The organism is Carnobacterium sp. CS13, assembly GCF_016653495.1.
GTDB lineage: Bacteria > Bacillota > Bacilli > Lactobacillales > Carnobacteriaceae > Carnobacterium_A > Carnobacterium_A antarcticum.
In genome coordinates, this window is sequence record NZ_CP067364.1 from 1773439 (window position 1) to 1788542 (window position 15104).

Annotated in this window: 11 protein-coding genes; 1 reads left to right on the forward strand and 10 read right to left on the reverse strand. The window is 41.9% G+C overall.

Annotated features, from left to right (window positions below):
- Positions 1-71 precede the first annotated feature (71 nt).
- Complete coding sequence (locus JHE06_RS08440) at positions 72-353, reverse strand: DUF503 domain-containing protein (RefSeq protein WP_058918924.1); 282 nt, start codon at positions 351-353, stop codon at positions 72-74.
- Between the two features lie 464 nt (positions 354-817).
- On the opposite strand from JHE06_RS08440, the gene JHE06_RS08445 reads away from it, so the two are divergent.
- Entirely contained in the window at positions 818-2194 is a 1377-nt protein-coding gene (locus JHE06_RS08445; RefSeq protein ID WP_201088516.1) for a DUF1576 domain-containing protein, read from the forward strand.
- Positions 2195-2217: 23 nt separating this feature from the next.
- Here JHE06_RS08445 and JHE06_RS08450 read toward each other — a convergent pair whose 3' ends face one another.
- From JHE06_RS08450 to ligA, 9 genes are all read right to left on the reverse strand, one after another.
- Positions 2218-3222 (reverse strand): tocopherol cyclase family protein, encoded by a 1005-nt coding sequence (locus JHE06_RS08450; protein WP_201088517.1) that lies wholly within the window; start codon positions 3220-3222, stop codon positions 2218-2220.
- A gap of 576 nt (positions 3223-3798) precedes the next feature.
- The gene (locus JHE06_RS08455) at positions 3799-5169 is read right to left on the reverse strand and encodes a LysM peptidoglycan-binding domain-containing protein (protein WP_201088518.1); all 1371 of its coding nucleotides are present in this window, start codon (positions 5167-5169) and stop codon (positions 3799-3801) included.
- A 444-nt stretch (positions 5170-5613) separates the two neighbouring features.
- Positions 5614-6993, reverse strand: coding sequence for a 23S rRNA (uracil(1939)-C(5))-methyltransferase RlmD (gene rlmD, locus JHE06_RS08460; RefSeq protein ID WP_058918927.1), 1380 nt, complete (start codon positions 6991-6993; stop codon positions 5614-5616).
- 324 nt (positions 6994-7317) lie between these two features.
- The gene (locus JHE06_RS08465; protein WP_201088519.1) at positions 7318-8370 is read right to left on the reverse strand and encodes a diacylglycerol kinase; all 1053 of its coding nucleotides are present in this window, start codon (positions 8368-8370) and stop codon (positions 7318-7320) included.
- Between the two features lie 30 nt (positions 8371-8400).
- Positions 8401-9831, reverse strand: a complete 1431-nt coding sequence (gene gatB, locus JHE06_RS08470) for an Asp-tRNA(Asn)/Glu-tRNA(Gln) amidotransferase subunit GatB (protein WP_058918929.1) — start codon at positions 9829-9831, stop codon at positions 8401-8403.
- 15 nt (positions 9832-9846) lie between these two features.
- Positions 9847-11298 carry an Asp-tRNA(Asn)/Glu-tRNA(Gln) amidotransferase subunit GatA gene (gene gatA, locus JHE06_RS08475; protein WP_201088520.1) on the reverse strand — a complete coding sequence of 484 codons (1452 nt, stop codon included), beginning with the start codon at positions 11296-11298 and terminating at the stop codon, positions 9847-9849.
- A 1-nt stretch (position 11299) separates the two neighbouring features.
- Positions 11300-11605: an Asp-tRNA(Asn)/Glu-tRNA(Gln) amidotransferase subunit GatC gene (gatC, locus tag JHE06_RS08480; RefSeq protein WP_201088521.1), complete on the reverse strand. Its 306-nt coding sequence runs from the start codon at positions 11603-11605 to the stop codon at positions 11300-11302.
- 333 nt (positions 11606-11938) lie between these two features.
- Entirely contained in the window at positions 11939-13066 is a 1128-nt protein-coding gene (locus JHE06_RS08485; protein ID WP_058918932.1) for a CamS family sex pheromone protein, read from the reverse strand.
- Positions 13063-15090 carry an NAD-dependent DNA ligase LigA gene (gene ligA, locus JHE06_RS08490; protein ID WP_201088522.1) on the reverse strand — a complete coding sequence of 676 codons (2028 nt, stop codon included), beginning with the start codon at positions 15088-15090 and terminating at the stop codon, positions 13063-13065. The genes JHE06_RS08485 and ligA overlap by 4 nt, the downstream gene beginning before the upstream one ends.
- Between the last annotated feature and the right edge of the window lie 14 nt (positions 15091-15104).

The window sequence follows — 15104 nt, forward strand, 5'->3', positions numbered from 1 at the left end:
GTTAAACCAAAAGCTTGAAGAGCCGTTGTCCCCCGACAGCTCTTCAAGCTTTTTTATTTTTTGCTTAACCATCAGGCTTCTATTTTTTGAATATCGTGAATTTCAATTTCGTAGTTTTCTTCCATTTCTTTCATCACTTGATCAAAAACACTGTGGCAAAAAACGCGGTCATTGCCAACGATGCCAATACCAATGATGGCTTGGTTGAGCGTATCTTGCGCCCCGACTTCTGAAATACTGATATTGTATTTATTGTGCATGCGTTTCGTAATGCTTTTTACCACACTGCGCTTGTCTTTCAATGAATACGAATCATAAATCAAAAATGTGATCTCATACCCTAGTAAAACCATGGTTATCCCCTCTTCTTTGTCTTCCTCTTTTATTTTTCTTCAAAAGTTGCTGGTTAAGTTTCATTAGTATACTGGTTTTCACTTTTAATTTAAACCAATTCCACTTAGGGCAAATAAGGTGATTTTTACACGAATAGAATCAGCAAACCCATCCACAGCCAGAACACTGACATTAAAAAAATACCATAATCGGGATTTTTTGATTGTTTTTTGCTTTTTTTCATGTTATTCTTAAAAAAATATTACGTTAAAGCTGTTGTTTCAGCAGACGTAATGCATTCACAGAACTCAATTTAACTTGAACTTTACGGGACAGTAGAAAAGAGTTTGACACCGAGCTGCATTTGAATTTCTCATACAAGAGAATAGTTCAGATAGTCGACGCCAAACCCCTTCTTTACTGCCCTTTTTTTATTTTTTTATCTCATTTATTAAAAAATTGTGTCAGAGGAGGCAGATGATCAATGAGCACTAAAACACCTGCAACTACGGAACACATTGCGATTGAACCAATTGATTTTGTTACAGAACGGTCTAAATACCTTATTTTCTCAGCTATTGCTGCCAGCTTGCTTTTACTAGCTTTTGTCTTCAACAGCCCACGTGAATTATGGGAAGGCAGCCTGGTCATTCTTAGTTCGCCGGCTAAACTCGTTACCGATTATTTTGAATTGGCAAATGTTGGCGCCGCTCTTTTAAATGCTTCGTTGATGATGTTCAAAACCTTGGCTATCATCCGCGTAAACCGGGTTAAGTTTACAGGCCCCGTTATGGCCGCTATTTTTACAGTTGCCGGATTCTCTCTGTTTGGCAAGAATTTCTACAACTCCATTCCCATTATTTTAGGAGTTTATGCCTATGCGAAAGTCACAAAAGCACCGTTTTCCCGCTACGTGCTGCCGGCACTTTTTGGAACGGCATTAGGTCCAATCGTCAGTGAAATCACTTTTAACTTAGATTTGCCCCTTACACTTGGATTTATTTTAGGGACTTTAGCGGGGGTTTTAATTGGGTTTTTGCTTCCCCCTTTAGCAAAGCATTTTGCTCATTTCCACCAAGGTTTCAGCCTTTACAACATTGGTTTTACAGCCGGTATCATCGGTACCTTTTTCATTTCGATGCTGCGCAGCTTCGGTATTAAAATCGATACTGTCGAAATCGTCTCAAGCGGACACAACCAAGTCTTTTCCCTTATTCTATATGGGTTGTTTCTGGTCATGTTCTTAATCGGTTTGGCTTATAATCGCTGGAACTTAAACGGTTACCGGCGCTTGTTGCAGCAATCCGGCCGCTCTATGCCAGACTTTTCAGCGCTTTTCCCTTTTGGGCTAATTTTGATCAATATGGCTTTGTTGGGTATTTTATCCACTTCTTATGTTTTATTAGTTGGAGGAGAATTAAATGGTCCGATCATTGGCGGTATTTTTACAGTCGTCGGCTTCGGAGCTGCTGGGAAACACATCAAAAATGTCGCTCCGATTTTCCTCGGTGTCTTTGTTGTGGGACTCTTCAACGCCTCTGAAATCCATTCAACTTCTGCTCTTTTAGCTGCTTTGTTCGGAACGACCTTGGCGCCTATCAGCGGCTACTATGGATCGCTTGCTGGTTTTATTGCCGGAGCTTTCCATATGGCCATGGTTTTAAACATCAGTTACTTGCATGCTGGCATGAATTTATACAACAATGGATTTTCTGGCGGCTTTATTGCGGCTCTATTGGCTCCTATTTTCGATATGTTTGCCACCATTCGCAATGACCGAAAAATGCCGCCTTTGAAAAAACCGCCTGCCGATACCGTTAATAAAGTTTTGCCCCCTAAAATAGACATTTCACTTGATTAAAAAGAAATCAACTAAGTTTTCGCTTAGTTGGTTTCTTTTTTTGCAGACATAAAAGAATCATTGTGCTCAACGATTTCGATCCCTGATGATACACTCACATCTGTATACGTTCGCTTTTCTTTTTTTAGTTCCAATTGAAGCCGAAGTTTTCCGGACAGTCCTTCTTTGATGGTTTTGTGCATCCCATCGTTTGTCGGTGCTTTTAATTCGCCTTGCTGCATAATGGAAGCTTCTAGAGTTAAACAGGCTTCTTTATTTTCTAACTTCACTTTGACCGTATCTGCATTGATCTTTTCAAGTTTGCATTTGTCTCGACGATACGTAGCAAAGCGGTACTCTTTATTGTCCATCACTAAATTGCAAATAAACCCTTCAAATGAAGAACCAAGAAAAGGAATATAGGCTTCTGAAAAAAACACGCTTGTGCTCGGATTCTGAAAATGATTGGACTGAATCCAGACGTATTCTCTCGGAAATGCGCTTCCCCAATCTTTTTCAATGTAACCTTTGCCATGCGTGAGCTCCATTTGTTTTCCATTGACCAACAAAGAACCCCTCACAGCATGGTTCATACTGATAACGCCATGCGAACATTCCATTTTCGGAATATAGGCAAAAGCCCCCATGATGTTCGGAGTGAAAAAAGATTTTTCAATCGGATATAACGGACCAAAATCCAACGAACCTACTATCGTGATCTGCTCATCTTTTAAATGCACCGATACTCCTGACTCTGTAAAGATGTTTGACCCTATGGTGATTTGAAAGGGGTCGTTTTGATAAGTAAAGGCTTCTATTGGGTACTCGACATAGCCCGTTCTCGTAATTTTTTGCTGATTCTTGTCTACGAGTACCACAATGTATTGGACAAAACTATGCGATTCAGCTTTATTCAAACTAATACCAGGAATCAAACTAACAATTTGCCGTTCATCTGCCGAAACTTGCTTGAAATACCAGCCTTCAAAATACGGCTTCTTTTTCAAATTACCTTGAAATAAAATTGGATTCGTTAATTTATCAAACATCGGAGACCCACCTTTTAAACAAATTTTAGTCTATTGGCTAAGGATGATGCAATTTCTTATATATTCAGTGTACTCTACCGACTTCTTTTCAAACAAGTTTTAGTGCTCATGTATAGTGGATCGGGACAGCAACGTATTTTGCATCTTTTGGCATTGGTGTTTGTGTTGCATTAAACTAGCCAGCTCAACCTTCTTTTTGTAAATAAATTGTCGTAGCTTCTTTTAATGCTTCCGATCAGACCTTTTCGGTTATCACCGAAAAGCACATTATTTTAAAAACTCTCTCCATAATGGAGTTATCGTGACTTAAAGACAGGTAATTCCGATCATTAGGGCACGCAAAAGGAGTTATCGTGACTGAAGAACAAAGAGTTTCACTCGTTAGGGCACGTAAAGAAGTTTATCGTGACTTAAGTCTGCTGCTGCATTCTTGTTAGGGCAAGCAAACAAGTTAATTTTGCTATTATTACATATCGGTGTCACCTACTAGTTTTCACACGCCAAAAGCCGCACAGGTTAAATAGCTGCACGGCTTTTGATTTCGTTTCAATTCGGGGTGTTCTTGGTTTTAGCAACTTATTTTGGAATCGTGAGCACTTGCCCTACTTTAGTGAGATAAGCTGCGTTCAATTTATTAGCAGAGGCTATTTTTTGAACGGTCGTACCATACTTCTTAGCAATGCTGTACACGGTGTCGCCTGCTTTAACGGTATACTTCACTGTCGTGGGCTGCGTAGGAGCAGCAGACGTTTTGCCGGGTATTTTTATGACTTGTCCGACCTTTATCATATTAGCATTTGCCAGTTTGTTGGCTGTGACGATGTCTTGAACGGTGACCCCGTATTTTTTAGCAATGCTGTAAAGGGTATCTCCCGCTTTAATCGTATACGTTAGTGCGACTGGTGTGGGTTTTGGGGTCGTTGGCGTTGTTGTTTTAGCAGGGATTTTTATCACTTGCCCGATTTTCAAGATATTTGGATTGGCCAAGTGATTGACAGCCGTCAGTTGTTGGACTGTTACATTGTGGGCTTTAGCAATTTTAATTAAGGTATCTCCCGCTTTAACGGTATAATTGGTAGTTGGAATCGTGAGCAGTTGACCAACACGGATCACATTGGCATTTGTTAATTTGTTGGCTGTGACCAACTGTTGAACACTCACGCCATACAGAGCCGCGATTTTAGTTAAGGTGTCCCCAGCCTTGACGATGTGCTGGCCACTGCTAGCCGTTGGGATCGGTGTACTAGTCGTCGACAGCAATTGACTGATCGTAACAAACGTATACCCTTTTGCTTTCAATTGAGTGATCATGTTTTGGAGTGCTCCTGGAGTTCCTGTTGCTCCTTCTCCCGCATGCATCAAAACGATCATTCCCGGAGTGGCATTGTTTAAAACTTTATTGGTGATCTCACTAGAAGATACGCCTTTCCAATCGACTGTATCAATAGTCCAGCCAATCGTTTTTGTATAGCCTTGGTTTCCCACTGCTTGCAGTGTGGCCGCATTTACCGAACCAAAAGGTGCCCGGAAATAAGGCTTCGTCGATTTACCGGCAGCTTTTTTGATAGCTGCTTCTGTTTTGTCCAATTCTGTTTTGATCTGAGCTGCAGACATGCCGGTGAAATCAGGATGAGAATAAGAGTGGTTGCCGATATCGTGGCCTTGGGCAACGATATTTTTGATGCCTTGCGGATGATTTTCAGCGGCTTTACCGGTAATGAAAAAAGTGGCTTTAATCTTGTTGGTATTTAAGATCTGCAAGATTTTAGCAACATTTTTGCCATCTGAACCGTCATCAAATGTTAAAGCAACCATTTTAGCAGACGTGTTTCCCTTAGTAATATACTGAGAATTAGCAGCGGAGGCCGGTATCGCTAAGGCGAAAGATAAACTGAATAAGAGCAATACTGAAAGCACGAGACTAAGTTTACCGAATTTGAAACGCATGGTACTCACCCCTTTTATTTTTTAAGTAGGGCTTAAAATGCGTTTTTCCGCTATGTTCTTGATTCTTTAATCATTTATTTTTGCCTCTTCTTTCACCTTTATTATATCACCTTAAGCAGCGATTCAATGCTTTGATGCTTTCTTTTAAAAAATAAAAGGCAGCTTAGAATGCACGGATCATGTGGGTTCTCAGTGCTCTTTTTAATCAATGTTGGACAAACTCGAGCCGTCTCGGAGAAACTCCATCCGTACTTCCTCACAAAAATAGATAACCCACTGATTCATCTGAGAGCTTTGTCCAAAACAAGACAAGGCCGATCAAAAGTAGCCCGTAAACAGGAAAAAAAACGTAGCAAGCACCAAAATTATTTGGCAGCTTGCTACGTTTTTTCTATCTGACTGAACCTTTTGGGACAGCCTCTTTGCTTTAATACAGCAATTTAATTAGTCTTTTAAGGTTAATAATGTTACTGATTCTACGTGATTGGTTTGTGGGAAAAGATCCACTGGTTGGATTTTTTCTACAGTGTAGCCACCTTCAGCAAGCAACGCTAAGTCGCGTGCTAATGTTGCTGGGTTGCAGCTCACATAAATCATTTTAGTCGGTTTCATTTCTAAAACAGCATCAATGAATTGTCCTTCTAATCCTTTACGTGGCGGGTCAACGACCAGTAAATCTGCTTTACGGCCTTCTTTGCTCCATTCCACCATAACTTCTTCAGCTAAACCAGCTTCAAAAGTAACATTGTCTACATGGTTCAATGCAGCATTTGCTTTAGCATTTTCAACAGCTGGTTCAACGGATTCAATTCCATAAACGTGTTTCGCTTTATCAGCTAACGATAATGTGATTGTTCCGATTCCGCTATACGCATCAATCACGGTTTCTTCCCCTGTCAATGCTGCATAGTCTAACACAACATTGTACAATTTCTCAGTTTGTGTCGGGTTCACTTGGTAGAATGAACGGTGAGAAATTTCATATGTTTTCCCAAGCAATGTGTCCGTGTATTTGTCTTCGCCGTGCAATACGATTGCATCTTCGCCTAAAATCGTGTTGGTCCGTGTCGGATTGACATTTTGAACAATGCTGACAACTTCTGGCAAAGCTTCTAAAATATCCGGAATAATTTTGCTGACCGGGAACAATTTAGCGGTTCTAGTGACTAGAACGATCATCATTTCGCCAGTGTAATAGCCACGGCGAACAATGATATGGCGCAAGTTTCCAGTGTTTTCTTTTTCGTTATACGGTTTGACGTTATAAGTCCGCATGATATCGCGCACTTTAAGGATCGCTTCGTCGATTTTAGGATCTTGAATGTAAAAGTCTTCCATTGGGATCAAGTCATGGCTGTTTCTGCGGAAGAAACCAGTCATTAATTTTTCGCCGACTTTACGTACTGGAACTTGAGCTTTGTTGCGGTAGCCCCAAGGCTCAGCCATTCCGATCGTATCAAATATTTTAACATCGGGCAGTTTAGCGATACGTTTGATTACTTTTTTTACTTGTTCTTTTTTAAATGCTAATTGAGCTGGGTAATGCATGTGTTGTAATGGAGTGATACCGGCGCGAGTAAAGTTAGCGTCTTTGATTTCCACTCGGTTTTGACTAGAAGTTAAACGGTTCATCGATTTTGCATAACCGAAAGATTTTCCGGTTTTATGAATTTTGACTTCCATTTCTTCACCTGGTAAAGCATCTTCAATAAACAATGGATACCCTTTGATTTTTGCGACGCCCATACCTTCATGAGTTAGGTCCTCGATTTTTACGGTGTGTTTTTCATTTTTTTGTACTGGTACTGTTTTATCTGCTTTCATTGAATAAAAAGCTCCCTTCATTCGTTAACGCGTATTTTGGTTGATGTCTATGGATTTGAGTTGTATGTCTTATCTTATGCCAGCGTGATACTTTCAGATATCCTTTACTTCTTTCATCCATATTGAACAGGGAGTGTTCCTGACTCGACCGGTTTACTGGATGAGGGATAAAATAATCCTATCTATCTAATGCCATGAGTTTTAGGAGTGGCTGCGGCGTATCCTTTATCCGCTTTATATCCTAAAAAAGTTTGCTACTCTTCATTATGACACAAAAGAGCAGCAAACTCAAAGTTTACTTCATTATTTTTTTATTCTTCATTTTTATTTTTCTTTCGATTCTTTGCCTGAAGAAATAATGCCATCTTCATTGATGTCCTCGTTGGTCAATCCTTCAACTTCTTTGATGAACGCTTCTTCTACATCTTCTGTATGGTCGATTGAGTTAGTAACGGCTCCGGTAATTTCATCGACATTTGCAAACATTTCAATATGCTGGTGCAAATTAGTAAAGGTTACCGGGGCATCTCCCCCATATTCTCCGTCCAAATTGATCATCATCCGCGAATCATTTGCAGGTCGCGCATGGATCTTGCTGGTTTTCGCATAAAGAATGTTTGGATGATCAATGTGTTTGCCGCCGTTTAACAACAAAGCAATCAAATGCAAGATTTCAATTTGATTAGCTGTTTTCACGATGATCAATGTGAATTTTCCATCATCTAACAGAGCATCAGGAGCGATTTGTTCAAAACCACCGACTGAATTCGTCACCGCCACAAAAAACATTGAAGCTGTTCCTTCATAAACGCCGTCATCGTATTCAATGTGCATCGGGATCGGCTTGATCCGCGGCAGCATTTCTGCTCCTTTGGCGAAATAAGCTAAGTAGCCAAAAATCGATTTCAAACTTGAGGGAACATCATAAGTCAATTCAGTCATCAGACCGCCGCCGCCGATATTGATGAAGTACGTTTCTTCATCATTCATTGTCGCTTTCCCAATATCCATCTTGATCGTTTGCTGGTTTTGGACCAATTTAGCAGCTTCCAGCAAATTATTTCGTGGAATATGCAACGCACGTGCGTAGTCATTCGTCGTTCCAGCTGGAATGATGGCCATTTTAGGCCGATTGCTTAATCCCGCAATGCCGTTCACGACTTCATTGATCGTTCCATCCCCGCCAGCAGCTATGATCAGATCAAAGCCAGCTTCAGCAACTCGTTTTGCTTCATTATGAGCAGAATGGGGATTCGCTGTTGTTGCGAAAGCGCTAGTTTCGTAACCAGCTTCTTCGTAAATTTGAAGAATCTCAACTAAATTCCGTTTGATCAGCTCGCGCCCGGAAGTAGGATTATAAATAATTCTCGCACGCATAGAAACACTCCTTTACTACTGTTCAAAGAATTAGCGTTTAGCTAACTCTTCGTTCAATAGTTTGTTTACGATCCCAGGATTCGCCTGTCCTTTGGTAGCTTTCATGATTTGTCCAACCAAGAACCCGATAGCCCGATCTTTCCCATTTTTGAAATCTTCGATCGACTGAGCATTATTATCAAGTACTTCATTGACCATTGGAATCAATTTAGCTGGATCGCTTAATTGAACCCATCCATTTTTCTCAACGACTTCTTGTGCATCGCCGCCTTTAGTGATCAATTCTTGGAAGACTTTTTTGGCCATTTTTGAACTGATGGTTCCATCAGCAATCAAGTTGATCATGCCCGTTAAGTTTTTCGGCGTTAGCTGAGTATCGTGAAGTTCTATCTTTTCACTGTTTAGATAAGCCGAAACTTCGCCCATCAACCAGTTGGAAGCTTGTTTTGCATCTGCTCCATTCGCTAAAGCTGCTTCAAAGAAATCAGACATTTCTTTGGTAGCTGTCATTACCATAGCATCGTAATCCGATAACCCAAGTTCAGTAATGTAACGCTCGCGACGCATATGCGGCATTTCAGGAATGCTGGCTTTAACGCGTTCGATCCAAGCATCGTCAATGACCAAATTCGGCAAATCAGGCTCTGGGAAGTAACGGTAGTCATCAGCCCCTTCTTTAACACGCATCAAAATCGTCTCACCGGTTGCTTCATCGTAACGACGAGTTTCTTGTCCGATAACGCCTCCTGAGAGCAATACTTTTTCTTGACGGGTTTCTTCAAACGCCAAACCACGGCGGACAAAGTTGAATGAGTTCAAGTTTTTCAATTCTGCTTTCGTTCCAAAAGCAGTTTGACCAATTGGACGCAATGAAACGTTCGCGTCGCAACGCATTGAACCTTCTTCCATTTTCACATCGCTGACGCCGGTATATTGAATCACTTGTTTGACCGCTTCAAGATACGCATAAGCCTCTTCTGGAGAACGCATATCAGCTTCCGAAACGATTTCGATCAACGGTGTTCCTTGACGGTTTAAGTCGACATAAGAATAGCCGTCTGTGCCGTGATTGTTTTTCCCAGCGTCTTCTTCTAAATGGACCCGTTCGATGCGGATTCTTTTTGTTTTGCCTTCAACTTCAATGTCGATCCAGCCATCGTGCCCAATCGGTTGGTCAAATTGAGAAATTTGGTACGCTTTTGGGTTGTCTGGGTAAAAGTAATTTTTACGGTCAAATTTGGTATCGGTTGAAATCTCACAATTCAAAGCCATTGCTGCTTTCATCGCAAATTCCACCGCTTGTTCATTGATGACCGGTAAAACGCCTGGGTAACCCCAGTCGATCACATTGGTATTGGTATTCGGTTCTGCACCAAAATGTGCTGGAGCTGGTGAGAACATTTTTGATTCTGTTTTTAATTCTACGTGGACTTCAAGTCCGATCACTGTTTCAAAATTCATTTTTATTCCCGCCTCCTACAAGTTTGGTTTTTCTTTATGGAATTCAGTTGCTTGCTCAAAAGCATAAGCCGCTTGATAAATAGTTTGTTCATCGAAGTGGTTGGCAATCAATTGCAAGCCGACTGGCAATCCTTCAGAGAAACCACAAGGAATTGAAATCGCTGGTACGCCTGCCAGGTTCACTGGAACCGTTAAGATGTCGCTTAGGTACATCGCTACAGGGTCATGTACTTGGCCGCCGATATCAAAAGCCGTTGTTGTGGTCGTAGGTCCTAAGATCAAATCGTATTCTGCAAAAATATTTTCAAAGTCTTGACGGATCAATGTCCGTGTTTGTCCGGCTTTTTTAAAGTGAGCGTCATAGAAGCCAGAACTTAAAGAGAAAGTCCCTAACATCATACGGCGTTTCACTTCCATGCCAAATCCTTCAGAACGAGATTTCACATACACTTCTTCCAGAGTTTTCGCTTCTGGCGAACGGTACCCGTAACGGATGCCGTCAAACCGTTGTAAATTGGAAGAAGCTTCTGAAGAAGCAATGATATAGTAAGCTGGTACACCGTATTTTGAATGCGGCAAGCTTACTTCTTCTACAATAGCGCCTAATTCTTTAAAGGTTTCAATCGCTTTAAGGACAGCTTCTTTTACGCCGGCTTCCAAGCCTTCTTGTAAGTATTCTTTTGGCACACCGATTTTCATGCCTTTTACGCCATCTTCAATTCCAGCAGTAAAGTCAGGCACTTCTTTCGTGTAGCTCATCGAGTCTTTTTCATCATAGCCGCTGATCGCATTTAAGACCAACGCATTGTCTTTAACGTTTCGAGTAAGCGGTCCGATTTGGTCTAAACTTGAAGCAAAGGCAATCAAACCAAAACGAGACACACGTCCGTAAGTCGGTTTCATTCCAACGACTCCATTGAAAGCTGCCGGTTGACGAATCGATCCGCCTGTATCGGTGCCTAGTGTCATCGGAACTTGTCCGGCAGCTACAGCAGCAGCTGATCCGCCTGAAGATCCGCCTGGAACTTTAGCAAGATTCCAAGGGTTATGGGTTACTTTGAAATACGATCTTTCCGTACTTCCTCCCATAGCAAATTCGTCCATGTTCAATTTTCCGACTGAGATCATGCCGGCTTTTTTCACTTTTTCCATTACTGTTGCATCGTAAATCGGTACGAAGTCTTCCAGCATTTTACTTGCAGCAGTCGTCAGCGTTCCTTCAGTAACGATGTTGTCTTTGATGCCGATCGGCAAACCAGACAAGATATTAGCCGGGTCGATGCCTTCAGCATCCATTTGACGAGCTTGTTCTAACGCTTCTTCTTCTGTCAAGGTAATGAATGCGCCGACTTTGTCTTCCGTTTCAGCAATTCTCGCGTAAACGGCTTTCATGATTGCTTCGGCTGTTGTTTCTTTAGCAACCAATAATTGGTGCAATTCTTCTAACGTATGATCTAATAGTGTCATCTTATGCCCCTGCCTCCCCATTGTCTATCATTGCAGGAACTTTGATTAAACCATCTTTTGCTGATTTAACGTTCTCGAATAATTTTTCGCGATCTGTTCCTGGAACTGCAACGTCTTTCCGCATCACGCTGTACGTTTGTAAGCCGTGAGTGGTTACAGGCACATCTGTCGTGTCCAACTCTTCCAATTGTTCCACCATGTTAATAATGTCGTCTATTTGTTGGGTAAAGTGGGTAATTTCTTCGTCTTGAAATTCTAACTTTGCTAATAACGCAACGTGTTTAACATTTTCTTCGTTGATCATCATCTCTGCTTCACTCTCTTTCTATCCATCATTCTTGTTTCAAACTTCTTTTCCTATTCTACCACAAACTCCCCTTCGGCTCTATGGTTAAACGAAAGGGAGTTTGCTTATTGCAGCTCTTTATTAAATCGCGTTAGAGATTTTTAGAGGTTGAAATTCCCTCCGGAACTTACGTGTTCGCTTGTAAAAATCCATGGGACTTCCTAGAGCCCTTGTGGTCTCCAGATTTTCGATCCTCTTCCTGGCTACAAGCAGCCACTGTTCCTCCAAAAATTCCAAGATTATAGCTTACAGACATCTTACTTACCACTATCAAAAAAGATAGGGCTCTTATTATTAATCGAACACATGACTGTAAAAAGAGGTTTCTCCCGCTTTACGAGCCAAGAAGGCTTCTGTTCCGTTAATGGAATCAATGGTGACTTCGATTGGAATATTAGGTGGCAAGAAGCTGGCAGCTTTATCGGCTACATGCTGAGTAAAACTAATCATTTCGCTTTCCCCATAAAATTGAGTGGTGACGGTCACTTTCATTTTGACTAGTTGATTTTCGGTATAATACGCTTCAGCAGTTACACCGCTTAAGTTAGGGAAAAAGTTTTCAACTTCCGCTTTAAAGTTTTCAAAACTCGTCAGCTCATTGCTGGTCTCGCCAGCTAATGGGAAAATAACTTTCGTTTCATTGATAGCGCTCCAAGATCCAACTTTGGTATTGCCGTTTTCACTCGTTGCTTGAGCAATATACGATCCGCCAGATAAATCATCTTTCGTTGTTTGTTCAAAAATACCTACTACGATAGGGATATCTCCCACGCCTTCGATTTCACGTAGACGTTGAACAATTTTATCGGCCATTGCTTTTCCTTGTTTCAGGAGCTCTTCGCGGCTGATTTTCGTTTCAAATTCTGAACCAAATTGAACTTTTTGGTAGTAGTCAACGGTATTCATCGCTAACCCGATGCTGATGCCGTCTACTGCAAATCCGTCTTTGGTCTCGACCATGTAGTCTTGTTCTAAAATGGAAGCCAAAAAGTAGGGATTCCGCTCGTTTGGTTCTTTGCTGCCATTGTCTTCTGGATTTAAGCCATCCGGATTTTCTTCGCTGACACGGCCCAGCCATTTGGCAACTGATGCAGAATCAAGGTACTGTCCTTCTTGGAAGTAATGGGTATCCGTCGCATAATGATCTTGCGATAAACTCATCAACCCCACTTCAAAAGCTTTTAGGTTGAAATTTGAATTCAACCCTAAAGTGATCCCCCGTGATTGGCTCGTTTGGTAACCGCCGTCTGTCACAACAGCTTTGTAATATTCGGTCGATAGCTGATGGCTCGTAGCGGTCGTTTTGCCAGACTTGCCTGGAGTTTCGGCAGGTGTACTAGCGCCATCTTCCCCTGTCGGATTGCCGCATGCGCTGAGCAAAAAGACAAGAGATGCTGTTAATGCAATGATTTTTTTGTTCATGCTTCTTCTCCTTCTAATGTTGCTAACAACTGATCTTCATCCCAGACGGTCACATCAAGTTTTTGGGCTTTATCCAATTTACTGCCAGCTTCTTCGCCAGCCACGACTAAATCCGTTTTCTTGGAAACACTGCCGGTCACTTTTCCGCCTAGATTTTCAATGCGTTCCTTGGCTTCTTCACGCGTAAAGTGAGTTAATTTCCCCGTTAACACAATGGTTTTCCCATTGAAATAAGAATCGATCGTTGCAACCTCTGTTTTTTTCTTGCCAAGATAGGTTAAATTGACTTGGCACTCGCGCAATTCAGCAATCAGTTCAGCTACTTCCGGCAAAGCAAAATACGTTTCAACGCTTTCCGCAATGATTTCTCCAATGCCTTCGATTGCGATAATGTCTTCTGCTTTGGCTTGCTGGATGCCTTCAATAGTTTCAAACTGTTCGGCGATCAATTTAGCTGCTTTTGCCCCGACATGTCGGATGCCTAGACCAAAAATCAAGCGTTCAAGCGAATTGGCTCGACTGGCGTCAATAGCTCCTAATAAATTGGTCGCGGCTTTGTCTTTGATTTTATCTAAGGACACGAATTGGTCATACGTTAACTTGTACAAATCCGCTACATCATGAACCAGATCTTTTTCAAACAGCTGAATGATCACTTTTGGACCCATTCCGTCAATATTCATCGCATTCCGCGAAGCAAAATGAGCCAAACCTTCTGTGATTTGTGCAGGGCATTTAGGATTGATGCAGCGCAAAGCCACTTCTTCTTCTAAATGGACCAGTTCGCTCTCGCAAGCTGGGCAATGTTCGGGAATCTGATAAGGCTGGCTGTCAGCCGGTCTTTCGTCCAATAAAACACGGGTCACTTCTGGGATGATATCGCCAGCTTTATGTACCACGACGGTATCCTGCAAGCGAATATCCCGTTCCTGAATCAAATCAACGTTGTGCAGACTCGCGCGCTGCACTGTCGTTCCGGCTAACTGAACAGGATCCATGATAGCCGTTGGCGTGACCACGCCTGTCCGTCCTACAGTCCATTCAATATTGCGCACGACCGTATACCCTTCTTCTGCCGGAAATTTATAAGCGATCGCCCAACGCGGTGCTTTGACGGTAAAGCCGATATCTGCTTGTGTGTCAAATTCGTTGACTTTGATCACGATTCCGTCGATCTCATACGGTAAAGCTGCACGTTTATCATGGAAAAGCTGCACATATTTCCAAACTTCTTCAATCGTATCGAAAACTTGCCGTTCATGATTGGTCCGAATACCTAACTCATCCAATTGGTTGAGGGCTTCTTCTTGGCTCGTAGCCGACATTTCGCCAAAATCGGCAACAGTATACAGAAACGTGTTTAAATTGCGTTTAGCAGTTTCTTTAGCATCTAAATTGCGTAAACCGCCTGCAGCTGCATTGCGCGGATTGGCAAAGACAGCTTCGCCATTTTCTTCACGGGCTTCATTTAAGGCCACAAAAGAAGCTTTTGGCATGTAACATTCGCCGCGGACTTCAATCGAATACGGTTTTTTTAAACGCAGCGGCACAGATTTGATGGTACGAATGTTTTGCGTAACGTTTTCCCCCACCGTTCCATTGCCGCGGGTGGCTGCCAAAACAAGTTTTCCTTGTTCGTATTTTAAAGAGATAGCCAACCCGTCAATTTTCAATTCACAGATATAATGGATTTTTTTGTCCGTCAATTTCCTGATGCGTTTATCAAATTCAAGCAGATCGGTTTCATTGAACGCATTGCCTAAACTCAGCATTGGAATATCATGGATCACTTTTTCAAATCCCGGTAAAATCGTACCGCCTACTCGTTGAGTAGGCGAATCGTTTGTAATGATGTCGGGAAATTCCTCTTCCCATTCAACCAGTTCATGATACAGTTTGTCGTAATCTGCATCACTGATGGTTGGGTTGTCCTGGACATAATATTGGTAACTGTATTTATCTAATAGGTCTCTTAGTTCGCTGACGCGAATTTTAGCTTCTTCAAAAGTATGTTGTGTTGTCATCTGACAAGCCCCTT